The organism is Streptomyces nogalater (genome assembly GCF_039532885.1).
Taxonomy (GTDB): Bacteria; Actinomycetota; Actinomycetes; order Streptomycetales; family Streptomycetaceae; genus Streptomyces; species Streptomyces nogalater.
In genome coordinates, this window is record NZ_BAAASM010000028.1 from 123,137 (window position 1) to 144,629 (window position 21,493).

At 73.6% G+C, this 21,493-nt stretch carries 20 protein-coding genes and 1 pseudogene; 9 read left to right on the top strand and 12 right to left on the bottom strand.

What is annotated here, in order from left to right; genetic code table 11:
* Nucleotides 1-204: 204 nt before the first annotated feature.
* Nucleotides 205-1,254 (bottom strand): LacI family DNA-binding transcriptional regulator, encoded by a 1,050-nt coding sequence (locus tag ABD350_RS19360; RefSeq protein WP_344349422.1) that lies wholly within the window; start codon nucleotides 1,252-1,254, stop codon nucleotides 205-207.
* A 232-nt stretch (nucleotides 1,255-1,486) separates the two neighbouring features.
* Here ABD350_RS19360 and ABD350_RS19365 point away from each other — a divergent pair, with 232 nt between their 5' ends.
* Nucleotides 1,487-2,440, top strand: a complete 954-nt coding sequence (locus tag ABD350_RS19365) for an ROK family protein (protein WP_344349424.1) — start codon at nucleotides 1,487-1,489, stop codon at nucleotides 2,438-2,440.
* Between the two features lie 96 nt (nucleotides 2,441-2,536).
* Here the strand turns inward: ABD350_RS19365 and ABD350_RS19370 are convergent, their stop codons facing one another.
* The 3 genes from ABD350_RS19370 to ABD350_RS19380 all read right to left on the bottom strand — a co-directional run bounded on the left by ABD350_RS19370 (nucleotide 2,537) and on the right by ABD350_RS19380 (nucleotide 6,579).
* Nucleotides 2,537-3,388 carry an ABC transporter permease gene (locus tag ABD350_RS19370; RefSeq protein ID WP_344349425.1) on the bottom strand — a complete coding sequence of 284 codons (852 nt, stop codon included), beginning with the start codon at nucleotides 3,386-3,388 and terminating at the stop codon, nucleotides 2,537-2,539.
* Nucleotides 3,385-4,356, bottom strand: a complete 972-nt coding sequence (locus ABD350_RS19375; protein ID WP_344349426.1) for an ABC transporter ATP-binding protein — start codon at nucleotides 4,354-4,356, stop codon at nucleotides 3,385-3,387. Before ABD350_RS19375 ends, ABD350_RS19370 begins: the two co-directional genes overlap by 4 nt.
* A gap of 189 nt (nucleotides 4,357-4,545) precedes the next feature.
* Complete coding sequence (locus ABD350_RS19380; RefSeq protein ID WP_344349428.1) at nucleotides 4,546-6,579, bottom strand: NPCBM/NEW2 domain-containing protein; 2,034 nt, start codon at nucleotides 6,577-6,579, stop codon at nucleotides 4,546-4,548.
* A 206-nt stretch (nucleotides 6,580-6,785) separates the two neighbouring features.
* On the opposite strand from ABD350_RS19380, the gene ABD350_RS19385 reads away from it, so the two are divergent.
* The gene (locus ABD350_RS19385) at nucleotides 6,786-6,968 is read left to right on the top strand and encodes a hypothetical protein (RefSeq protein WP_344349430.1); all 183 of its coding nucleotides are present in this window, start codon (nucleotides 6,786-6,788) and stop codon (nucleotides 6,966-6,968) included.
* Nucleotides 6,969-7,120: 152 nt separating this feature from the next.
* Nucleotides 7,121-8,164, top strand: a complete 1,044-nt coding sequence (locus tag ABD350_RS19390) for an NUDIX hydrolase (RefSeq protein ID WP_344349431.1) — start codon at nucleotides 7,121-7,123, stop codon at nucleotides 8,162-8,164.
* On the opposite strand, the gene ABD350_RS19395 is transcribed toward ABD350_RS19390, so the two are convergent.
* Both ABD350_RS19395 and ABD350_RS19400 read right to left on the bottom strand, forming a co-directional pair.
* Nucleotides 8,134-8,871, bottom strand: coding sequence for an MBL fold metallo-hydrolase (locus tag ABD350_RS19395; protein WP_344349432.1), 738 nt, complete (start codon nucleotides 8,869-8,871; stop codon nucleotides 8,134-8,136). The two genes, ABD350_RS19390 and ABD350_RS19395, sit on opposite strands and share 31 nt — an antisense overlap.
* Before the next feature lie 61 nt (nucleotides 8,872-8,932).
* Nucleotides 8,933-10,288 carry a dipeptidase gene (locus tag ABD350_RS19400; protein ID WP_344349433.1) on the bottom strand — a complete coding sequence of 452 codons (1,356 nt, stop codon included), beginning with the start codon at nucleotides 10,286-10,288 and terminating at the stop codon, nucleotides 8,933-8,935.
* 130 nt (nucleotides 10,289-10,418) lie between these two features.
* On the opposite strand from ABD350_RS19400, the gene ABD350_RS19405 reads away from it, so the two are divergent.
* Nucleotides 10,419-11,672 carry a geranylgeranyl reductase family protein gene (locus ABD350_RS19405; RefSeq protein WP_344349435.1) on the top strand — a complete coding sequence of 418 codons (1,254 nt, stop codon included), beginning with the start codon at nucleotides 10,419-10,421 and terminating at the stop codon, nucleotides 11,670-11,672.
* A gap of 162 nt (nucleotides 11,673-11,834) precedes the next feature.
* Nucleotides 11,835-11,948: pseudogene (locus ABD350_RS37970) on the top strand (DNA-binding response regulator); the annotation flags it as partial.
* Here the strand turns inward: ABD350_RS37970 and ABD350_RS19410 are convergent.
* Together ABD350_RS19410 and ABD350_RS19415 are read right to left on the bottom strand one after the other, a co-directional pair.
* Nucleotides 11,903-12,187: a DUF6332 family protein gene (locus tag ABD350_RS19410; protein WP_344349436.1), complete on the bottom strand. Its 285-nt coding sequence runs from the start codon at nucleotides 12,185-12,187 to the stop codon at nucleotides 11,903-11,905. The pseudogene ABD350_RS37970 and the gene ABD350_RS19410 overlap by 46 nt on opposite strands.
* 71 nt (nucleotides 12,188-12,258) lie before the next feature.
* A complete protein-coding gene (locus ABD350_RS19415) occupies nucleotides 12,259-13,752 on the bottom strand; it encodes an MFS transporter (RefSeq protein WP_344349437.1) in 1,494 nt (497 codons plus the stop codon).
* Nucleotides 13,753-13,837: 85 nt separating this feature from the next.
* Here ABD350_RS19415 and ABD350_RS19420 point away from each other — a divergent pair, with 85 nt between their 5' ends.
* Entirely contained in the window at nucleotides 13,838-14,236 is a 399-nt protein-coding gene (locus ABD350_RS19420; protein WP_344349438.1) for a MarR family winged helix-turn-helix transcriptional regulator, read from the top strand.
* Between the two features lie 58 nt (nucleotides 14,237-14,294).
* On the opposite strand, the gene ABD350_RS19425 is transcribed toward ABD350_RS19420, so the two are convergent.
* The 3 genes from ABD350_RS19425 to ABD350_RS19435 all read right to left on the bottom strand — a co-directional run bounded on the left by ABD350_RS19425 (nucleotide 14,295) and on the right by ABD350_RS19435 (nucleotide 17,199).
* A complete protein-coding gene (locus tag ABD350_RS19425; RefSeq protein ID WP_344349439.1) occupies nucleotides 14,295-15,074 on the bottom strand; it encodes a maleylpyruvate isomerase family mycothiol-dependent enzyme in 780 nt (259 codons plus the stop codon).
* Nucleotides 15,052-15,402 carry a hypothetical protein gene (locus ABD350_RS19430; RefSeq protein ID WP_344349440.1) on the bottom strand — a complete coding sequence of 117 codons (351 nt, stop codon included), beginning with the start codon at nucleotides 15,400-15,402 and terminating at the stop codon, nucleotides 15,052-15,054. Before ABD350_RS19430 ends, ABD350_RS19425 begins: the two co-directional genes overlap by 23 nt.
* A 612-nt stretch (nucleotides 15,403-16,014) precedes the next feature.
* Nucleotides 16,015-17,199 carry an MFS transporter gene (locus ABD350_RS19435; RefSeq protein WP_344349441.1) on the bottom strand — a complete coding sequence of 395 codons (1,185 nt, stop codon included), beginning with the start codon at nucleotides 17,197-17,199 and terminating at the stop codon, nucleotides 16,015-16,017.
* Between the two features lie 436 nt (nucleotides 17,200-17,635).
* Between ABD350_RS19435 and ABD350_RS19440 the strand changes: the two genes are divergently transcribed.
* Nucleotides 17,636-18,031, top strand: a complete 396-nt coding sequence (locus ABD350_RS19440; protein WP_344349442.1) for a luciferase domain-containing protein — start codon at nucleotides 17,636-17,638, stop codon at nucleotides 18,029-18,031.
* A gap of 641 nt (nucleotides 18,032-18,672) precedes the next feature.
* On the opposite strand, the gene ABD350_RS19445 is transcribed toward ABD350_RS19440, so the two are convergent.
* Nucleotides 18,673-19,452 (bottom strand): DeoR/GlpR family DNA-binding transcription regulator, encoded by a 780-nt coding sequence (locus tag ABD350_RS19445; protein ID WP_344349443.1) that lies wholly within the window; start codon nucleotides 19,450-19,452, stop codon nucleotides 18,673-18,675.
* Nucleotides 19,453-19,587: 135 nt separating this feature from the next.
* Between ABD350_RS19445 and ABD350_RS19450 the strand changes: the two genes are divergently transcribed.
* Together ABD350_RS19450 and ABD350_RS19455 are read left to right on the top strand one after the other, a co-directional pair.
* A complete protein-coding gene (locus ABD350_RS19450; RefSeq protein ID WP_344349444.1) occupies nucleotides 19,588-20,469 on the top strand; it encodes an SIS domain-containing protein in 882 nt (293 codons plus the stop codon).
* 33 nt (nucleotides 20,470-20,502) lie between these two features.
* On the top strand, nucleotides 20,503-21,363 hold the full coding sequence (locus tag ABD350_RS19455; protein ID WP_344349445.1) for a class II fructose-bisphosphate aldolase: 861 nt from the start codon (nucleotides 20,503-20,505) through the stop codon (nucleotides 21,361-21,363).
* Nucleotides 21,364-21,493: the final 130 nt, after the last annotated feature.

Below are 21,493 nucleotides of genomic sequence, written 5' to 3' on the forward strand. Positions count from 1 at the left end.
GCCGACCGGCTGTGGCGGTACGGCCGGGGCGGGCGCGGGGCGCTCGTCCCGGCGCGGTGGTGCGGGGGGCTCGGCCGAGGGTCGTCCGCCGGATGAGGCGCCCGGCCGGGAAGCCGCCGCCGGGAATGCGCGGGCCGGCTCCGCATACCATCGGCCCGGTTCCGCACACCATTGGCCCGGCCCCGCCCGGCCGCCCGTCCCCCTTCAGTCCGCCGGCGGCAGTTCGCCCGAGCCGCGGGTGATGAGGCGGGTCGGGAGTTCTATGCGTTCCGGGGCGATCAGGGTGCCGTCCAGTTGGCGGAAGAGGCGTTCGGCGGCCGTGCGGCCGAGGGCCGCCGAGTCCTGGGCGACGACCGTGACGCCCGGCTGGAGAAGATCGGCCAGCTCGAAGTCGTCGAAGCCGACGAGCGCGACCCGGCGGGACCGCTCGGCCAGCACCCGGACGACGGTGACCGTCACCCGGTTGTTGCCGGCGAAGACCGCGGTCACCGGGTCCGGACCGGCCAGCATCTCCTCCGCCGCCCGGCGCACCCGCTCCGGGTCGGTCGCGCCGAGGGACATCCAGCGCTCCGCCACGGTTATCCCGGCGTCCTCCATGGCCGCCCGGTAGCCGCGCAGCCGCTCCGCGGCCGTGTGGATCCGGGGCATGTCGCCGATGAAGCCGATCCGCCGGTGGCCGTGCGCGATGAGGTGGGCGACGCCGTCGCGGGCCCCGCCGTAGTTGTCGGACAGGACCACGTCGGCGTCGATCCGGCCGGCCGGACGGTCCACGAACACGGTCGCCACACCGGCCCGCATCTCCGGCTCCAGATACCGGTGGTCGTCCCCGGCCGGGATCACCACCAGCCCGTCCACCCGGCGCGCGCACAGCGCCAGCGCCAGTTCCTGCTCGCGTTCGGGGTCCTCGGCGCTGGAGCCGTTGATCAGCAGCGCTCCGTGGGCGCGGGCCACCTCCTCGACGGCACGGCTGAGCGGGCCGTAGAAGGGGTCTGCGAGGTCCTCCAGGATCAGCCCGATGCTCGCGGTCCGCCCCTTGCGCAGCACCCGCGCGCTGTCGTTGCGGCGGAAGCCGAGCGCGTCGATCGCCTCCCGCACCCGGCGCTCGGTGTCCGGGGTGACCCCCGGCTCGCCGTTGACCACGCGGGAGACCGTCTTCAGCCCGACCCCGGCACGGGCCGCCACGTCCTTCATCGTCGGACGGTTGCCGTAGCGGTTCCCGGTGAGGCGGTCTGCGCGGCGGGTGGTCTCGGGCACGGTGTGCTGTCCTGTCTGTCGTCCGTCTGGGTCGTCGGCCTGTGGTCCCTCTGGCCCACGGGGGTGCGGCATCCGTGGGCTTGTATGAGGATGTGGCGTCGAGCATAGAGCCTGGACAACGTTGTCAGATGCGAGAGAGACTGTCGACCGCTGTCTCCGGCGTGCGCCCCCACCGCTCCGACCGGCCTGCTCTCTTTGGTTCCCAAGCTTTCAACGGGGAGATCTGACTCTCATGCACACCGACCTCGTGGCGGCCCTGGACATCGGCGGCACCAAGATCGCCGGCGCGCTGGTGGACGGCGGCGGACGCCTTCTGGTCCGAGCCCAGCGTCCCACGCCCGCCCGGCAGGACGGCGAAACGGTCATGCGGGCCGTGGCGGAGGTGCTCGGCGAGCTGTCCGGGTCGCCGCTGTGGGGACGCGCCGGCGCGGTCGGCATCGGCAGCGCCGGTCCGGTGGACGCCTCGGCGGGCACCGTGAGTCCGGTGAACGTGCCGGGCTGGCGGGACTTCCCGCTGGTCGACCGGGTGCGCGCGGCCACCGGGGGCCTGCCGGTCGAGCTGATCGGCGACGGGGTCGCGATCACGGCGGCCGAGCACTGGCAGGGCGCCGCGCGGGGCCACGACAACGCGCTGTGCATGGTGGTCTCCACCGGCGTCGGCGGCGGTCTGGTCCTCGGCGGGCGGCTGCACCCCGGCCCCACCGGCAACGCGGGCCACATCGGTCACATCAGCGTCGACCTCGACGGCGACCCCTGCCCCTGCGGCGCGCGCGGCTGCGTGGAGCGCATCGCCAGCGGTCCCCACATCGCCCGCCGCGCGCTGGAGCAGGGCTGGCGCCCCGGCCCCGACGGCGATACCTCGGCCGCCGCGGTGGCCGCCGCGGCCCGCGCGGGCGACCCGGTCGCCGTCGCCTCCTTCGAGCGGGCGGCGCAGGCGCTGGCCGCCGGTATCGCGGCCACCGCGACCCTGGTCGAGATCGACATCGCGGTGATCGGCGGCGGCGTCGGCAAGGCGGGCGACATCCTGTTCATCCCGCTGCGCAAGGCCCTCACCGACTACGCGACCCTGTCCTTCGTACGGCGGTTGACCGTCGTACCCGCCCGGATGGGCACCGACGCCGGCCTGGTCGGCGCCGCCGCGGCGGCCCTGTCCCGCGCCCCGGACGCGACCGCGGCGAGCCGCTAGTGCCGTGACCCCGCGGGTCCGCCGGGGTGACGTCCGTCGCCCCGCTCCGGGGACGCGGCGAAGGCCGTGCGGGTCCCGAGGCGGCGCCGGCCGGCGCTAACCGACCCGCTGCATCGCCTTCCGGCGGCGTTCCGCCATCGTGGCCCCGGACTCGCGGCGGGCCATCCTGCGCAGGACGGACGGAGCGAGGAGCAGCCCGGCGACCGCCCAGGCGCCCAGCACACCCGCCGTCTGCAGGTGCCGCCAGGACGCGCCGACCTCGGCGGTGACGGCGCCGGCCGGCAGCAACGCGGCCCGCAGCCCGAGGCCCACCCAGTACACGGGGAAGACCTGCCCGACGGTCTGCAGCCACTCGGGCAGCTTCGACAGGGGGAAGTAGATACCGGAGATCACGACGAGTCCCATCACCGGAAGCATCAGCAGACCGATGGTCCGCGGACTGTTGACGAGTGAGCCGATGACGGCGCCCATCGGCAGCGTCGCCAGGAGACCCAGCGGCACCACCCACACCAGCGTCAGCAACGCTCCGCCGCCCTGCCGGGCCACCCCGTCCACCAGGAACACGCCCACGGCGAAGGGGAGGGCCATGGAGACCAGCGCCGTCCCCGACACCATGACGATCTTGCCGACCAGGTGGCCGACCATGCCGTGGGGCACGGCCTTGGCCCGCAGCAGGGTGCCGTCCTCGCGCTCGGTCGCGAGCAACTGCGCCGTGGTCAGCATCCCGGTGAACGCGAGCGTCATCCCCACCATGCTCGGCAGCATGAACGCCCCGGCCGAGATACCGGCGCCCTCCAGCGGATCGTCCCGGACCAGCAACAGCGGCGCCATGAGCAGAACCGTCCAGAGCACGTACCCGAACACGTCCTGGCCGGTGGTGAAGGTCTGCCGGAGTTCCGTCAGACCGCGCCGCACCCCGGCCCTCGCCGCGTACCACACCGGACTCATCGCGATTCCCCCCTGGAAGAGCGCGCCGCCCGCTCGCCGGCGGCGCTCCCCGCCTCCACTTCCCGCACCATCGTCAGGTAGGTGTCCTCCAGGCTCGCCCGGCGCACCTCCAGCCCGCCTATCGCCTCGCCGTGCTCCTCGAACAGTCGGCGCACGAACCGGGTGGGCTCGGTGGTCGTCTCCTCGAAGGCCCGCCCGTCCCGCGTCCAGCGCACGGTGGCCTCGGCCGACGCCCGCCGGGAAAGCTCCCCGGCCGGGCCGTCGGCGACGATCCGGCCACCGGCCAGGATGAGGATGCGGTCGGCGAGCCGCTCCGCCTCGGCGAGGTCGTGCGTGGTCAGCAGGACGGTGGTGTTCTCGTCCGCGAGCCCGCGCACCAGACCGTGGAACTCGCTCCTGGCCTCCGGGTCCAGACCGGCCGTCGGCTCGTCCAGGAAGAGCAGCTCCGGCCGGCCCACGATGCCGACGGCCACGTCCAGACGCCTGCGCTGCCCGCCGGAGAGGGTCCCGACCCGTTTGTCCGCCTGCGCGGTCAGCCCCACGGCGGCGAGCAGCTCGTCGACGTCCCACGGCCGCCGTACGACGGGGGTGGAGTACGGCGCGTAGTACGAGCCGAGATGGGCCAGCAGTTCCCGCACCCGCCACTTGCCGTGGTCGCGCCAGGACTGCAGGACGATGCCCAGGCGCGCCCGCCACCGCTCGGTTCCGTGGGCCGGATCGGTGCCGAGGACGGTCACGTCACCGGCCGAGCGCATGCGGAAGCCTTCCAGGATCTCGATGGTGGTCGTCTTGCCGGCGCCGTTCGGACCGAGCAGCACGACGACCTCGCCGCGCCGGGCGGTGAAGCCGACCCCCTTCAGCACGTCCTGGCCGCGGTAGCGCATCCGCAGGTCCCGTACGTCGATGACCGTGCCACCGTCCGGCGGTGGCCCGCTCCCGGCCCCGGGCAGGACATGAGCGGTCGTCATCGGTGTTCCCCCGTCCGTCGCGGTATCCGTTCCCCCGGATCAGGGGCCGACGGCCGCGCCGCCGCCCGTGGTCGTGGGACGCGGCCGCGGCCGTGGCGGCCGTTGCCGTCCGGCAGCGGTGGTTCGGGCCCCCTCCGGACGAACACATTACCGAACGGTTCGGACACCGGCCCCTCGCACACCGGGCGTTCAGCAGCTCAGCCGTGCGTCCGCCCAGTCGGCGTGGTCGGAGTCGGTGCCGTCGCCGCCGTCGGTGACGACGAGCCGGATCACCTGGGCGCCGGTGATGTCGGCGGTGAGCGGCTGGGCGGACATCGCGTTGGTGAGGACGCCGGTGGCGGCGGCCCGGGTGTCGTCCGCCAGGATCTCGAAGGCGACGCTGCCCTTGGCGCCCTTCTCGTCGTCCACGCCGACGAACGCGGTGACCTTCTCGCAGGCCCCGCCGGTGTAGAAGGAGATGTCGCCGCGCGCGTGCGTGCCGAGCCCCTTGGCGTACACCGTGCCGCCGACGGTGAGCGGACGGCCGTCGCCCGTGGCGCTCTCGCCGTTGCTGGTGTCGCGCTCCACCGGCCCGAAGCCGTTGGCGGCCGACAGCCACGGCAGATCACTCAGGTACGACGTCCCGGACGGTGGCGGTACGACCACGGCCGCGGTCAGCGGGACCGTGCTGGTGACCGGTGTGCCGGAGGGCGACCGGTAACTCGCCCGCAGGGTGAGGCCGTAGGAACCGGTCGGGGTGCCGGCCGGCACGGTCAGCCGCCAGCCGGTGCGCAGTGTCCGGCCGGTGCGGAGGGTGGTGGCCGTGGTCGCCGAGGTGGCCCGTATGGTCCAGCCGGCCGGGCCGGTCAGCGCCACGGACACGCGGCGCGCGGGTGTGCGCCCGAGGTCGGTGACGGTGCTGGTGAGGGTGACCGGGGTGCCTGCCGTGAGCAGCAGGCCGCCGTCCAGGCCCAGTTCGACGGCGGGCGGATGGGCGGCCCAGCGCCGGTCGGCCGCGACGCGCAGCAGGACCGTGCCGTGGGCCGGGACGGTGGCGGCGAGGGTGCCGGCGGTGTTGTAGGTGCGGTGCTGCCACAGGTCGCGTACGGCGTAGCCGTCGGCGCGGGGCAGGCCGACCGCGCCGGCGCTGGTGCCGATCCGCTGGGCGGTACCCGATTCGTTGAACAGGGCCACCGCGCGGCTGCCGTCGGCCATCTGCTTGGCGACGACCCAGCGTCCGCCCGCGGAGGAGACGACCGTGCCCTGCTTGCCGAGCGGGTCCTGGTCGACGGCGATGACCTCCCGGTTGCCCAGGATGTCGTAGGTCGCCTGGGAGGCCTTGCGCAGGTCGGTGCCGATGAGCAGCGGCGCGGCCATGACCGACCAGAGCGAGAAGTGCGAGCGGTACTCGGTGTCCGTCATCCCGCCGTTGCCGACCTCCAGCATGTCGGGGTCGTTCCAGTGGCCGGGACCGGCGTACCGGGCGAGGGGGAGGTTCTGTTTCAGGATCGACAGCACCGAGGGCCAGTTGTCCTTGATGTCGCCGGTGGTCCGCCACAGGTGGCCCACGTCCGCGGCCCACTCCCAGGGCTTGTTCTCGCCCCATTCGCAGATGCTGTAGACGATGGGCCGGCCGGTCGCCTTGAGCGCGTCGCGCATGGTCCGGTAGCGCTGCTGGGCGTCCACGCCCTGGTTGTTGCAGTTGTCGTACTTCAGGTAGTCCACGCCCCAGTCGGCGAACTGCCGGGCGTCTTCGTACTCGTGGCCCAGGGCGCCCGGAAGTCCCACGCTGTCACAGGTCTTGGTGCCGGCGCTGGTATAGATGCCGAGCTTGAGCCCCTTGGCGTGGACGTAGTCCGCGACCGCCTTGATGCCGTTCGGGAAGCGCACCGGGTCGGGCACCAGCCGACCGTTCGCGTCGCGCTTGGGCAGGGCCCAGCAGTCGTCCAGGTTGACGTACTGGTAGCCGGCCTCTTTCAGGCCCTTCGTCACGAAGAGGTCCGCGATGCCCTTGACCATGCTTTCGTTGAACTCCGCCCGGCAGTAGGTGGAGTTCCAGTTGTTGAAGCCCATCGGCGGGGTGAGGGCGAGGCCGTCGTCCAGGGCGGGGGACGCGGTCGGGGCCGCCGGGGCCGGTGCGGGGGCCGCCAGGGCGGGGGTGGCCAGGCCTGCCGCGCACAGCAGTCCGGCGGTGAGCGCTCCGGCCACTCTGTAACGGGTCGTGCGGTTGTGAGGGTGACGCATCGTCGACGTTCCTCCCACTCGCGAACGGCGGATGACGGCATGTGCGCGTCATGTGCGCGCTCACGGTAGGACTTGTCGGACTGTGTCGGAAGAGGCGTTCAGGCCGGGCGTGGCGTTGTTCGGACGTGTTCGATCGGGAACGGCGGTCCGGGGCAAGTTCCCGCGCTCCGCGTGACCTCCGGCCGCTCCGCGCAGTTGATCAGCGCATGAAGAAGCGCAGCATGCTCGCCATCGCGACCCTCGCCGCCGGTTTCGTCGTGGCGGCCGTCACCCCCTCCCACGCGGCGACCGCCCGGCCGCTCGACGTCTCGGACACGGTGGACGAGGTCGGTGACCTCGTCGCCGTCGACAGCCTGGACGTCGACCGGGCCGTCCTCGACCGCGACTGACCCGTCGCGAAGGGCGTCCGTGCCGGTGTCTCCCACGCAGGGGGACACCGGCACTTCCGTGTGCGCCCGGACAGACGCCCTCAACGGCCGGGGGTTTCCATGGCAGGGTGGAGCGGGCAATCCTCAGGGGGCCAACAGAAGAGGGGGAGTCCGTGACCGTCGTCTGGATCAACGGCGCGTTCGGTGCGGGGAAGACCACGACCGCACGCGAGCTGATCGACCTGATCCCGAACAGCGCGCTCTTCGACCCCGAGATCATCGGCGGGGCACTGACGCACCTGCTGCCGCCCAAGCGCCTCGCCGAGGCCGGCGACTTCCAGGACCTGCCGATCTGGCGCCGGCTCGTGGTCGACACGGCCGCCGCGATGCTCGCCGAGCTGGGCGGCACCCTCGTGGTGCCGATGACCCTGCTCCGCCAGGAGTACCGCGACGAGATCTTCGGTGGTCTCGCCGCCCGCCGGATCCCCGTGCACCATCTGCTCCTCGCTCCCACCGAAACGATCCTGCGGGAGCGGATAGCCGGCCGGGAGATCCCGCCCGAGGCACCCGACGGCGAGATACGCGTCCGGCAGTGGTCCTCCGACCACATCGAGCCCTACCGCGCCGCCCTCGCCTCCTGGCTCACCGCCGACGCCCATCCGCTCGACACCAGCGCCCTCACCCCGTACGAGACCGCCGTCCGCATCGCCGAGGCCGTCGGCAACGGCGCCGTACCCGCCTGCGACATCGTGCAGACCCCGGAGCCGACCGCCGAGACGCTCGCCGCCGGGGTGCTGCTCTTCGACGATCAGGACCGGGTGCTGCTCGTCGACCCCACCTACAAGCCCGGCTGGGAGTTCCCCGGCGGTGTGGTGGAGCGCGGCGAGGCGCCGGCCCGCGCCGGGATGCGCGAGGTCGCCGAGGAGACCGGGATACAGCTGCGGGAGGTGCCCCGGCTGCTGGTCGTGGACTGGGAACGGCCCGTCCCGCCCGGCTACGGCGGGCTGCGGCTGCTCTTCGACGGCGGTCGGCTCGGGCCCGGCGAGGCGTCCCGGGTACTGCTGCCCGGACCGGAGCTGCGCGCCTGGCGGTTCGCCACCGAGCAGGAGGCCGCCGCGATGCTGCCCCCGGTCCGCTACGAGCGGCTGCGCTGGGCGCTGCGCGCCCGGGAACGGGGCAGCGCGCTCTACCTGGAGGCGGGGGTGCCGGTCGGCTGACCCGGCGTCGAGGGCCGACCGAGCAAGCGGAGCACGGCGGCGGCGCCGGACAGCACCGGGTCGCCGTGCCCGAAGCACGCGACCTCCGGTTGCAGGTCCGCCATCCGGCGTATCGAGGCGAGCAGGCGCGCCCGGTCCAGGTTCAGCACCCCGGGCATCGGCGTCCCGTCCGGTGCCGCCGCCACCGTGTCCCCGGTGAACAGCACGCCGTGCGCGGGCAGGAACACCGCGATGCTGCCGTCCGTGTGCCCCGGGATGTGCACCACCCGGGCGCCGCCGCCGAAGCCGAGCACCTCGCCGTCGGACAGCTCGGTGAGCGCGGCCGGCGGCACCGGGGGCCCCGGGGGCAACAGGGCGAGGGCCGCCGCGTGCAGGGGCCGCTCCCACTCCTCCGTCCGCGGCGGCGGACCCGGCCGTTGACCGCGGACGAACGGGGCGTCCAGGCGGTGCGCCAGCACCTCGGCGCCGCTCAGCGCGGCGAACTCGCCCGCTCCGCCTACGTGGTCCTCGTGGAAGTGCGTGAGCACGACGCGCCGAACGTCCCGGGGCGCGTGCCCCAGCGCGGTGACCGCGTCGGCGATCGGCCGGCCGGCGCCGACCGGCCCCGCGTCGATCAGCGTCAACTCCTCGTCGTCGCGCCAGAGATAGGCCTGGCCGACGGGAAAGCGGAACAGGTGCAGCCGGGGCAGCAGTTCGATGACGTCCATGCGCCGACCGTAAAGAGGATCCCGCCCGTGGGCGAGGGCCCTCTGCCGTGGGCAGAAGAGGTCAGCCCGCCGCGTAATTGCGCAGGAACAGTGCCTCGGCGACGGACAGCCGCTCCAACTCCTCGGGGGACACGCTCTCGTTGACCGCGTGGATCTGCGCCTCCGGCTCGCTCAGCCCGATGAGCAGGATCTCCGCCCGCGGGTACAGCCCGGCGAGGGTGTTGCACAGCGGGATGGAGCCGCCCTGACCGGCGTAACTCATGGTCTCGCCGGGGTAGGCCACCGCCATCGCCTCGGCCATCGCCTGGTAGGCGGGGCTGGAGGTGTCGGCGCGGAACGGCTGCCCCTGGCCGATCTGCTCGGTGGTGACCCGGGCGCCCCAGGGGGTGTGCGCCTCTATGTGCGCCTGGAGCAGCTTGGCGGCCTCTGCCGCGTCCGTGCCCGGCGGCACCCGCAGGCTGATCAGGGCGCGGGCGCTCGCCTGCACCGACGGGGTGGCGCCGACGACCGGCGGGCAGTCGATGCCGAGGACGGTGACCGCCGGACGGGCCCAGATACGGTCGGCGACCGAACCCGCACCGATCAGCTCCACGCCGTCCAGCACCTTGGCATCCGCGCGGAACTGCTCCTCGGCGTACTCCAGGCCGTCCCACCGCGCCGTGGTGTCCAGGCCGTCGACGGTGGTGGAGCCGTCCTCGGCGCGCAGCGAGTCCAGCGCCCGGATCAGCGCGGCCAGCGCGTCCGGGGCGGCGCCCCCGAACTGGCCCGAGTGCAGATTGCCGGCCAGGGTGTCGACGCTCACCCGGACCAGGGTCATCCCGCGCAGGGTGGTGGTCACGGTCGGCAGGCCGACCCGGAAGTTGCCCGCGTCGCCGATGACGATGGTGTCCGCCGCCAGCAGCTCGGGGTGCTGCTCGGCGTACCGCTCCAGGCCGCCCGTGCCCTGCTCCTCCGAACCCTCCACGATCACCTTGACGTGCACCGGGACCCCGCCGTTCGCCTTCAGGGCGCGCAGGGCGAGCAGGTGCATGATGAAGCCGCCCTTGCAGTCGGCGGTCCCGCGGCCGTACCAGCGGCCGTCGCGCTCGGTCAGCTCGAACGGCGGGGTGGACCAGCCGGCCTCGTCCAGCGGGGGCTGCACGTCGTAGTGCGCGTAGAGCAGGACCGTTTTCGCACCCTCCGGGCCCGGCAGGAAGCCGTACACCGACTGCGTGCCGTCCGGGGTGTCCAGCAGGGCCACGTCCGTGAATCCCTCCGCCCGCAGCGCGTCGGCGACCCAGCCCGCGGCGGCCTCGCTCTCGCTCCTGGGGAACTGCGAGAAGTCCGCCACCGACCTGAAGGCGACCAGTTCGGCCAGCTCCGTCTTCGCACGGGGCAGCAACGAGGCGACGGTCTCGGCGAGCGGATTCGACGGCATGGGCACGCTCCTCGTGGGTGCGACGTTGTACGGGGTGAGTACAACGATCCTCCCACAGCGGATCGCGCCGACGGCCGCCGTAGGATGCGACAGACACTTGGCAGCGGCTTGAGCGGAGCGGTAGACCATCGTGAGCGGCGAGAACTCTTCAGCGGACGACGTGCAGCGGGTGTGGGACGTCGTCGTGGTGGGCGCGGGCCCGGCGGGCGCCTCGGCCGCCTACGCGGCGGCGGTCACGGGACGGCGTGTGCTGTTGCTGGAGAAGGCCGAGCTCCCGCGCTACAAGACGTGCGGCGGCGGCATCATCGGGCCCTCGCGCGACGCGCTGCCGCCCGGCTTCGAACTGCCCTTCAGGGACCGGGTGCACGCCGTCACGTTCTCCCACAACGGCCGCTTCACCCGCACCCGCCGCTCCAAGCAGATGCTGTTCGGCCTGATCAACCGAGCCGAGTTCGACCAGCAGCTGGTCGAGCACGCCCAGAAGGCGGGCGCCGAGCTGCGGACGGGCGTCACGGTCCAGCGGGTCGAACAGCACGGCTCGGCGGTGCCGGACCGGCGCACGGTCGCCGTCGTCCTCCAGGGCGGGGAGACGGTGCTGGCCCGCGCGGTCGTCGGCGCCGACGGCAGCGCCAGCCGGATAGGAGCCCACGTCGGCGTGAAGCTCGACCAGGTCGACCTCGGCCTGGAGGCGGAGATCCCGGTGCCGGAGACCGTCGCCGAGGACTGGAAGGGACGGGTCCTCATCGACTGGGGGCCGCTGCCGGGCAGTTACGGCTGGGTGTTCCCGAAGGGCGACACGCTGACCGTCGGTGTGATCTCCGCGCGCGGTGAGGGAGCCGCCACCAAGCGGTACCTGGAGGACTTCATCGCCCGGCTGGGTCTCGCCGGGTTCGAGCCGTCCCTCTCCTCCGGGCACCTGACCCGCTGCCGTGCCGACGACTCGCCGCTGTCCCGGGGCCGGGTGCTGGTCTGCGGCGACGCGGCCGGACTGCTGGAGCCCTGGACCCGCGAGGGCATCTCCTTCGCGCTGCGTTCGGGCCGGCTGGCGGGGGAGTGGGCGGTGCGCATCGCCGAGGCGCACGACGCGGTGGACACCCGGCGCCAGGCCCTGAACTACGCGTTCGCGATCAAGGCGGGGCTCGGCGTGGAGATGAGCGTCGGCAAGCGGCTGCTGACCGTGTTCGAGCGGCGCCCGGGCCTGTTCCACGCGGCGCTCACCGGCTTCCGGCCGGCGTGGCGGGCGTTCCGGGACATCACCCAGGGTGCCACCTCCCTGGCCGAGATCGTCCGCTCCCGCCCGATCGCCCAGCGCGCCCTGACCGCGCTCGACCGCCGGCCCGCGCCTGTGGCGGAGCCCGCCGCGGAGGAACCGGTCGGTTCCTGACGGGGCACGGCGGGCCGGCGACGGCACCGGTCCACCGCGCGGCACCCCGGGCACGCCGTCCGGTCGAGCGTGCCGTCCGGTTCGAGGGCGCGCCCAGACGGGTGTGCCTTCTTCGGGCTGGGCACGCCTTCGGGCCTGATGTGGCTTCGGGGCGGGCGCGTCAAGACGCACATCAGCCGGACGATGGTGAGGCAGGGTGCCCGGGACCGGGCCCGACTCGGCGTGCCGTCCTACGAGTCGGGGCCGGGCCGGTCCGGACGACCGGGCTGGGGCGGCCACCGGAAACGCGTCAGAACGCTCACCACCCGGGCCATGAACACGAGCGGCGCGAGGGCCAGGCCCAGCCGGAACAGCACCGTGGACAGCAGGCCGGGCAGGTCGAAGAGCAGCGCGGGCCCGGCCACGGCCCCGAACAGCACGGCCGCCGCGAACGCGGCGCTGACCAGTGCGTAACCGGTCTCGACCGTCGCCGCGTCCCGCTCCGCCTGGATGCGGCGGCCCCCGTGTGCGTCCATGCCGTCAGCTTCGCAGCAGTGCGCCCGGCGGGCAACGAACCCCCGCCGGGCGCACCTTGGAGGCGGTCCCCCTAGTGGCGGACCGGAACCCGGTCGGCGTCCGCCGCCTTCACGGTGGACCCGGCGACCACGACGGAGTGTCCCGGCCGGGACCGGCGCAGTCCGCTGAGCGACAGCAGCAGTCCCACGACGGCGACGATCGTGACCACGACGAGTCCGGGCCGGTAGCTGTCCAGAACGGCCTGCGGGGTGGCCTTCTCGGGAGCGTGCGCGGTGACCACCGCCGTCGCCACGGCCAGGAAGATCGCGCCGCCCACCTGCACCGAGGTGTTCAGCAGACCCGAGACCATGCCCTGCTCGTCGTCGTCCACGCCGTTGGTGGCCTGGACGCTGAGGGAGGGGTAGGACAGGGCGAAGCCCGCGCCGACCAGCAGCATGGTCGGCAGGATCACGGACGCGTAGGCCGGGTGGAGGTCGATGCGCAGGAACAGCGCGTACCCGGCCGTCATCATCACGAAGCCCAGCACGATCAGCCGTCCCGTGCCGAACCGGTCGATGACCGTGCCGACCTTGGTCGCCGAGAGCGCCACCAGGGCACCCGCCGGGAGGAACGCCAGCGCCGTGTGCAGGGCGGACCAGCCCAGCACCTGCTGCATATACAGCGTGACCAGGAACTGGAAGCCCGTGTAGCTGCCGACGAAGGTCAGCGCGCCGAGCTGGGCCCGCACCTGGGAGCCGGAGCGCAGCACCCCGAGCCGGATCAGCGGACTGGGGCTGCGCCGCTCGACGAGGACGAACACGATCAGCATGACGGCCACGGCGACGAAGGACAGGATCGTGCGAGCCGACGCCCATCCGGCCTCGGGCGCCTGGACGACGGTGAAGACCAGCAGCAGCATCGAGGCGGTGCCGAGGACGGCGCCCGGGACGTCGTAGCCGCCGTGGCCGCGTTCCCGCTCGCTGCGCGGCAGCAGCTTCATGCCCACGAGCAGGGCGATCAGCGCGACCGGCGCCGGCAGCAGCATCGTGAACCGCCAGCTGGCCTCCGTGAGCAGGCCGGAGAAGACGAGGCCCAGGGAGTAGCCGGTGGCGGCGCAGGTGGTGTAGATCGACAGGGCCCGGTTGCGCAGCGGGCCCTGCGGGAACGTGGTGGTGATGATCGACAGGCCGGCCGGTGCCGTGAAGGCCGCGCTGAGGCCCTTGATGAAACGGCTCGCGATCAGCAGCGGACCCGAGTCCACGAGCCCGCCGAGCAGCGAGGCCAGGGCGAAGACGGCGAGCGCCACCAGGAACACCTGGCGCCGCCCGAGCAGGTCGGCGGTCCGGCCGCCGAGGAGGAGCAGGCCGCCGTAGCCCAGGATGTAGCCGCTGACGATCCACTGGAGGGTCGACGTGGGCAGGTGGAGGTCCGAGCCTATGGACGGCAGTGCGACGCCGACCATCGACACGTCCAGCGCGTCCAGGAACATCGCGGCGCACAGCACCAGCAAGGTGCCCCACAGCCGGGGAGTCCAGCGCGCCGCGGCCGGGGACGGGGCCGCGGAGGTGGTGAGCGGAGAAATCATGGCGACGAGATTACATGCACACGCATCAAATGCAAGGTCATTTAATTACAGTGCAACAAACCTCGTTTTCTGCTACGGTGCGGGCATGGCGGCGGAGAATGCCGAGCAAGGGCTCGTGGAGCAGTGGCGGGAGATCCTGACGCTGCACGCCCGCACCCAGTGCGAGCTGGACCGGGCGCTGCACGGGCACGGGCTGTGCGCGAGCGACTTCGAGGTGCTGGACCTGCTGGCCGAGGGCGCGGCCCCGGACGGCGGCTGTGCCTACCGGGTGCAGGAGATCGCCGACCGGGTGCACCTGAGTCAGAGCGCGCTCTCCCGGCTGATCGCCCGGCTGGAGAAGGACGGCCTCGTGGAGCGGGGCATGTGCCCCGAGGACCGGCGCGCGGTACGGGTCTCCCTGACGGACAGGGGGCGCGCACTGCACGGTGAGGTGCGGCCCGTGCAACGCGAGGTGCTGTCCCGGATGCTGGCCCACACCGGCTGACCGGTCTTCGGCTCCACGTCGGCTGGCCGGTCCTCGACCCCCATCGACTGGCCGGAGCTCAGATCCCGGACCGCTCCCGCCACAGGGCCGCGAGCGCCGGGTCGCCGGTCACCCGCGGAACATCCGTCCGGTTCCACAGCGCCAGGTACAACTGGTCCGCCGGCCCCGACAGTTCGGCGTCCGCCTCGCCCTCGACCGCGCGCACGGCCACCGCCGGCCGGTCCGTGAGCCGTACGGTCCACACGGCGTCCGGTCCCGCGTCCACCGCGCGCACCCGCACCACGCGCGGCCGCTCGCTGCGCAGGCGGCTGCGGTCGCGGGTGTGGAAGCCGCGCAGCAGTTCGTCGATGCCGTCCACCGCGAAGTCCCGCTCGATCGGGGAGGGTTCCCCGCCGCGCGCTCTTTCGGCGTCGTAACGGTGGACGGCCGTCTCGTGCGCCTGCCGGCGGGCCCAGAACGCCAGCGGCGACGGACTGGGTGCGGTGTGGAAGGTCCAGCAGTCCAGGTCGGCGGGGGCGGCGGCCAGGGTGTCCACCACCAGGCGGTGGCTGTCCCGGTACCAGCTCACCAGTTCCTCGTCGGCCGGCTCCGGCGGGTCGTCGAGCGGCGGGGGCGTGGCAGCCCGGCGGGCGACGAGGGTGGCGGCCCAGCGGTGTACGGCGCCGATGTGCCGTACCAGATCGCGCACGCGCCACCCCGGGCACGGAGGCACGTCGGCGCCGGGTCCCGCGGCAGCGGCGGCCGCCGCCAGCAACCGGCCCTCGCGGTCCAGGTCTTCGAGGAAGCCGGCGACCTGCGACCGAGTCGGCCGGTCGTCAGAGATAGCAGGCCGAGACATAGCCGACCACCCCCGTGCGCTTGTTCTGTACGAGGTGCCAGGCGGTCGTGCCGGTGCCGTTGGGACACTGGACGCGGGGGCCGGAGTCGGTCTGGTACCAGTACGCGCAGTCGCCCTGATTCGCGGTGCCGACGTAGTTGCCGCCCGGTGTGCTGCGCATGTTGATGTTCGTGCCCTTGAAGTCCGTGTGCGGCCCGCCGGTCTCACAGGCGCGGACCGCGGCGGCCGAGGGCGCGGCGGAAGCGGGGGCGGAGGTGGAGGCGGCACGTGCGCTCGCGCTCGCCAAGGGGCTCGCGAAGGCGCCGGCGAGCAGGGTCGTTCCCAACACTGCGGCCAGTCTCAGGCCGGGTCTCTTTCGCATGGTCATGAGGCGACGATGCTCATGGCCGCGTCGGCTCACCCGGGCGACGGGGCCAAAACACCCGAACGTGGGACAGGAGGGCCGAGGTCGCGTCGGCCGACTGCGCGCACCACGGAACGGCGCCCACCGGAACGGCTCGCCGACGCCGTCGACCCGCACAGGGAGCCCGCTCAGGTGCGTGCCGCGCAGCCGGGTGACGGCCCGCCGAAGCCGGCGGGGCGCCGGCTTCACGGGCCTCGGTGGCGGCGCCGAGACGGTCGTCGGTACGCGCACCGCGTTCCCCGGCGGGCACGCCGACGGCCGCGCACTCGTCGGGATTCCGGCCGGTGCCGACGCCGAGGGCCAGACGGCCACCCGAGACCACGTCCGGCGTGGCGGGTTGATCGGCGGGCACCGGCGGGTCATGGGAACACCTTCCGGTGGCAGCGCGGGTGAGGACACGACGATCACCGATCGCGCTGCACCCCCCAACTCCCTTACGGTGCTGGTGCATTCCGGCCGTACCGGCCACTCGGCGCACGTAATCGGCTTGAGGCGTGGAATCCGCGGACGAGTCGCGGGGGCGAGCCCGGGGCCTCGTCACCGACTTCGTCGGCCTGGCGAAGCGGTGTCCGTGAAGGCGTGCCGCGCCGCCAGGCCGAGGACGGTGGCGACCGCGGCCAGCGCGGCCACGCTGGTGAGCGCGGTGGGCAGGGAGAACCAGTCGGCCATGAACCCGATCGCCGGCGGCCCGAGGAGCATGCCGCCGTAGCCCAGGGTGGAGGCGACGGCGACGCCGGACGCGCCGGCCAGCGCACCCGCCTGGTCCACGGCGACCGGGAACAGGTTGGCGAGCCCGAGCCCGGTCACCGCGAAACCGGCCAACGCCGCCCACACCGAGGGCGCGAGGGCGCCGAGCAGCATGCCGGCCGCCGCGACGGTACCGCCGGCGATCACGGTCCGGGCCCGCCCGAGCCGGGCCAGCAGCGTCGTCCCGGTGAGCCGGCCGATGGTCATGGCGAGCGCGAAACACGCGTACCCGGCCGCCGCCATGCCGGCGGAGGCCGCTAGGTCCTGCTGGAGGTGGAGCGCGCCCCAGTCGGCCATCGCCCCCTCCCCGTACGCCGTGCACATCGCGACGAGCCCGAAGACGACCACGACCCCGCGCCGGCTCTTGCCGCCCGCCTCCGCCGTCCGCGCCGGTGTGCGCTCGGGCGGCGCCGGCGGCTCGCACCGCAGCAGGGTGCGTCCGGCGACGGCCGTGACGAGCAGCCCGACGACGGTGAGGCCCAGCAGGTGACGGGTGGGGGAGAGGGCGCCGGCGACCAGTCCGCCGAGGCCCGCGCCGACCATCCCGCCCAGGCTGAAGGCCGCGTGGAAACTCGGCATGACCGGCCTGCGCAGGGCGGCGACCAGATCGACGGCGGCGGTGTTGAAGGCCACGTTGACCCCGCCGTAGCCCGCGCCGAACAGCAGCAGTACGGCGCCCAGCGCCGGCGCCGAGTGGGTGAGCGGGGGCAGTGCCACGCTGAGCGCGAGCACCACCATGCAGACCACGGTCACCGGATGGCTGCCGTAGCGACGGCACAGCCGCCCGGTCAGGGTCATGGTGAGCACGGCCCCGGCGGACACGCCCAGCAGGGCGAGCCCGAGGGCGCCGGAGGAAGCGTGCGTCTGGTGCTTGATGTCGGGGATGCGGACGACCCACCCCGCGAAGATGAAGCCGTCCAGGGCGAAGAAGGCGGTGATCGCGGCGCGCAGTGCCGTGAGGCTCCGGCCCGGCACGACACTGTGATCCCGGGTTTTGTTTACTATCGGCACAAAATCCAGCGTACGGGTGGTGCCGGGAGGGGGCAAGAGAACTTCGGACCGGTTCCGGCGCGGTCGGCCGTCAGTCGGGGGTCCTCCGGGTGCGGTGCTGACGAACTGGTATCCGAGGATTCGCCCGATCGGGGTTCCCGGCTCCCCGGTGGTCTCGCCCGCTCGGTGAGCACGGATCGCGCGCGTGCCCGGGGCGCGGGAACGGGGCGGCGGTTCCGACCCACCGGCCTGCCTGCGCTTTCCCCTTCCGGGGGGACGTGGGGCGGGACAACTGCGAGGGGACACGGGCATATTCGCCGACTGAACGGGTGTGCGGATGAGTGAACACGCGGTGGATACGGGTCGGTTAATGCTCGCTCACGAGCTGGTTGCGGACGGGTGAGCGCGCCATGATGGGCCCATGACGTTGGCCTCGCGCGCGCTCGCGCAACTGGCGACCTGGCCGGATCTGAGACAGACCGTGCCGAGCTGCGGCCTGGGACAGGCGGTGAGTTCCGCCCAGGGTGAGATCGTCCACTTCCACTCCGAGCGGGATGTCGATCTGCTGCTCACCGACCGGGCCGTCCGGCGGTTCGCCAAGGACCTCAAGGACTCGGGTGCGATCAGGATCGTGCGCGGCTCGCCGTGGGTGACGCTGCGCCTGGACGCCGCGAGCGACGTCGACCTGCTGCTGACGCTGGTGAGCGTGGCGCTCCAGGCCCCGCAGACATGGCCGGACCCGGTCGGACGGCCGCCGTCGGGCTGCAACGACCAGCGTGGCGCGGGGTTCGTGAAAGCCGACCTCAGCGGCATCTGAGGCGGTCGGCTCGGGGCTGTTCCGGTGGGGTGTCTGGGGCCGGTGGGGCACGGCTGTTCCGGTATCCGGGCGGGCGGGGTGCACGGTTGTTCCGGCGGCAGGGGCGGTGGGCGGGGGCACGGCCGGGCACCGGCAGTCGGGGTGAACGGCGCCCAGGCCGAAGCGGCGCCCCAGCCGATGCGGCGCCCCAGCCGATGCGGTGCCCCGGCCGATGCGTGGCGGGGGGAGTGCACGGCTGTTCTGGCAGTCGGGGCGAACAGCGCCCAGCCGAAACAGCGCCCCATCCGATGTGGGGCGGGCGGGGTGCACGGCTGTTCCGGCATCCGGGCGGGCGGGGGCGCGGCCGGGCACCGGCAGCCGGGGCGAATGGCGCCGCGGCCGATGCGGCGCCCCAGCCCATGCGTGGCGGGAGGAGTGCACGGCTGTTCCGGCATCCGGGCAGGCGGGGGCACGACCGGGCATTGGCAGCCGGGGCGAATGGCGCCCCGGCCGATGCGGCGCCCCAGCCGAAGCGGTGCCCCGGCCGATGCGGGGCGCGGCCGTGGAGACGTCAGCGGTACGGTCCTGGCCGGAGCGGCCTCGGCGGCCCGGGCGGTTTCCGGACCGGGGCGGGTGCGGCGGGCCGGGCGGTGCCCCGTGCCTCACACCGCCAGCACTCGTACGCCCGCCTCCTCGAACCGCCGTACCGTCTCCTGCCCCACCGCCGTGTCCGTCACGAGCGTGTCCACCAGCTCGGTGCCGCAGATCCGGGCGAACGCGCGGCGGCCCAGTTTGCTGGAGTCGGCGGCGACCACGACCCGCTCGGCGCGCTCGCACAGCAGGCGGTTGATGGCGGCCTCCGCCTCGTCGTGGGCCGCCGCCCCGTGCGCGACATCGAAACCGACGACACCGAGCACGGCGATGTCCAGGGTGATCTGGCCCAGCACCCCGTCCGCGAGCGGACCGATGAGTTCGTACGACTGCGCGCGCGCCACCCCGCCCGTCACCACGATCTTGAACTGGGGGCGCACGGCAAGCTCGTTGGCGATGTTGAGCGCGTTGGTGACGACGGTCAGCGCCGGCGAACCGGTGGTGAGGTCGCCGCGTACGGCCAGCGCGCGGGCCACCTCCGTGGTGGTCGTGCCGCCGGTCAGCCCCACCGCCTCGCCCGGGGCGACGAGTTCGGCCACCGCCTTGGCGATGCGCTGCTTCTCCGAGGCGCGCCGGGCCGTCTTGTAGCGCAACGGGAGTTCGTACGACACCCCGTGCACCACCGCTCCGCCCCGGGTGCGCACGAGCATCTGCTGCTCGGCGAGCTGGTCGAAGTCCCGGCGGATCGTCGCCGCCGACACCGCCAGCTCGGCCGCCGCCTCCTCGACCTCCAGCCGGCCGCGCTCGACGAGCAGTTCCAGCAGCGCCTTCCAGCGGGCGTCCCGGGACATCCGCGCCCTCCGTCTTCTTTCTCCGGACGATCTCCCGGCGACCCTAGCGCACCCGACTTCGCGGCCGAATGCTTGATTGTGCTCGAAATATCGCTATACCTTGCAAGAACAATCAGCAAGGGGAGGGTGTGGGCCATGACCCATGTCGAGAACGAGCTGAACAGCCAGCCGGAGTGCTGGATACGGGCGGCCGAACAGGCGGCGGGGCACCGGGAGGCGCTGCCGCGGGCGGGCGAGCGGGTCGCCGTCGTCGGGTGCGGGACCTCGTACTTCATGGCCCAGGCGGTGGCCGCGCTGCGCGAGGGCGCGGGGCAGGGCGAGACGGACGCGTTCGCCGCCTCCGAGTTCCCGCACGGGCGGTCCTACGACCGGGTCGTCGCCCTCACCCGGTCCGGCACCACCACCGAAGTACTGGAACTGCTCGGCCGGTTGGCCGGCCGGACCCGCACCACCGCGGTCACCGCCGACCCGGACACCCCGGTCGTGGCCACCGCGGACGACCTCGTGGTCCTGGACTTCGCCGACGAACGCTCCGTCGTCCAGACCCGGTTCGCCACCACCGCGTTCACCCTGCTGCGCGCCCACCTCGGCCTGCACACCGACGCCGTCGTGACCGACGCGCGCACCGCCCTGGCCGCACCCCTGCCCGAAGGGCTCCCGGAATGCCGCCAGTTCACCTTCCTCGGGCGCGGCTGGACGGTCGGTCTCGCCAACGAGGCCGGGCTGAAGATGCGCGAGGCCTCCTTGTCCTGGACCGAGGCCTACCCGGCGATGGAGTACCGGCACGGCCCGATCAGCGTGACCACCGAAGGCACCGCCACCTGGATGCTCGGCACGGCACCCGACGGGCTGGCCGCGCAGGTCCGCGCCACCGGCGGGCTGTGGATCGAGGCCGAAGGGGACCCGCTCGCCGAACTCGTCCGCGTCCAGCGGCTCGCGGTCGCGGTCGCCGCCGCCCGGGGACTCGACCCCGACCGGCCGCGCCACCTGACCCGCTCGGTCATCCTCGCCCCCTGACCCGCCGGCCCCGCTCAGGAAGGACACACCCCCGTGCCCCTCGTGCCCACCGGTGAGCTGGTCACCCGGGCCGCAGCGGCCCGCGCCGCCGTCGCCGCGTTCAACGTCATCACCCTGGAACACATCGAGGCCGTCATCGCCGGCGCCGAGTCGGCCGGCTCGCCCGTCGTCCTCCAAGTCAGCGAGAACGCCGTCAAGTTCCGCTACGGGCGGCTGCTGCCGCTGGCCCGTGCCGCCGTCACCGCCGCCGAACGGGCCGCCGTACCCGTCGGGTTGCACCTGGACCACGTGCAGAGCGACGATCTGCTCCGCCAGGCGCCCGATGCCGGGTTCGGCTCGGTCATGTACGACGCGGCCCGCCTGCCCTACGCCGACAACCTCGCCGCGACCCGGGCCGCCGCCGACTGGGCGCACGCCCAAGGGCTGTGGATCGAGGCCGAGTTGGGGCAGATCGGCGGCAAGGACGGCCGGCCCCCGCTGGACGCCCACGCACCCGGCGCCCGCACCGACCCGGACCGGGCGCGGGACTTCGTCGCCTCCACCGGCGTCGACGCCCTGGCCGTCGCCGTCGGCAGCGCGCACGCCATGACCAGCCGCACCGCCGTCCTCGACCACGCCCTGCTCACCCGGCTGTCCGCCGCGCTGAGCGTGCCGCTCGTCCTGCACGGCTCCAGCGGCGTGCCGGACGAGGGACTGGTCGAGGCGGTCGGCAACGGCATCGCCAAGGTCAATGTGGGCACCGCGCTCAACGCGGCCATGACCGGCGCGATCAGGGATTTCCTAGCCGCCCGCCCCGAGGCCGTCGACTCCCGCGCCTACCTCGGCGTGGGCCGGGAGGCGATGGCCGGCGAAGTGCGCCGGATCATCGGGGTGCTGCCCCGGACCGGCGGCTGACCAGCGCCCCGGGAACCGCGCGACCCGCGAGGACGCCGCGGCCGTCCGCGCGGTTCCCGGCGGAGCGCCTAGGCCGTTTCTTTCAGATCATCGGATCGTTGGTCTGGGTGTGTCGTTGACTGACGCCCAG

Coding starts and splice junctions, on each gene's coding strand:
- ABD350_RS19420 (WP_344349438.1), top strand. CDS start 13,838: ATGGCGGCGGAGAATGCCGAGCAAGGGCTCGTGGAGCAGTGGCGGGAG.
- ABD350_RS19375 (WP_344349426.1), bottom strand. CDS start 4,356: ATGACGACCGCTCATGTCCTGCCCGGGGCCGGGAGCGGGCCACCGCCG.
- ABD350_RS19425 (WP_344349439.1), bottom strand. CDS start 15,074: ATGTCTCGGCCTGCTATCTCTGACGACCGGCCGACTCGGTCGCAGGTC.
- ABD350_RS19440 (WP_344349442.1), top strand. CDS start 17,636: ATGACGTTGGCCTCGCGCGCGCTCGCGCAACTGGCGACCTGGCCGGAT.
- ABD350_RS19450 (WP_344349444.1), top strand. CDS start 19,588: ATGACCCATGTCGAGAACGAGCTGAACAGCCAGCCGGAGTGCTGGATA.
- ABD350_RS19365 (WP_344349424.1), top strand. CDS start 1,487: ATGCACACCGACCTCGTGGCGGCCCTGGACATCGGCGGCACCAAGATC.
- ABD350_RS19410 (WP_344349436.1), bottom strand. CDS start 12,187: ATGGACGCACACGGGGGCCGCCGCATCCAGGCGGAGCGGGACGCGGCG.
- ABD350_RS19415 (WP_344349437.1), bottom strand. CDS start 13,752: ATGATTTCTCCGCTCACCACCTCCGCGGCCCCGTCCCCGGCCGCGGCG.
- ABD350_RS19385 (WP_344349430.1), top strand. CDS start 6,786: ATGAAGAAGCGCAGCATGCTCGCCATCGCGACCCTCGCCGCCGGTTTC.
- ABD350_RS19445 (WP_344349443.1), bottom strand. CDS start 19,452: ATGTCCCGGGACGCCCGCTGGAAGGCGCTGCTGGAACTGCTCGTCGAG.
- ABD350_RS19400 (WP_344349433.1), bottom strand. CDS start 10,288: ATGCCGTCGAATCCGCTCGCCGAGACCGTCGCCTCGTTGCTGCCCCGT.
- ABD350_RS19380 (WP_344349428.1), bottom strand. CDS start 6,579: ATGCGTCACCCTCACAACCGCACGACCCGTTACAGAGTGGCCGGAGCG.
- ABD350_RS19395 (WP_344349432.1), bottom strand. CDS start 8,871: ATGGACGTCATCGAACTGCTGCCCCGGCTGCACCTGTTCCGCTTTCCC.
- ABD350_RS19370 (WP_344349425.1), bottom strand. CDS start 3,388: ATGAGTCCGGTGTGGTACGCGGCGAGGGCCGGGGTGCGGCGCGGTCTG.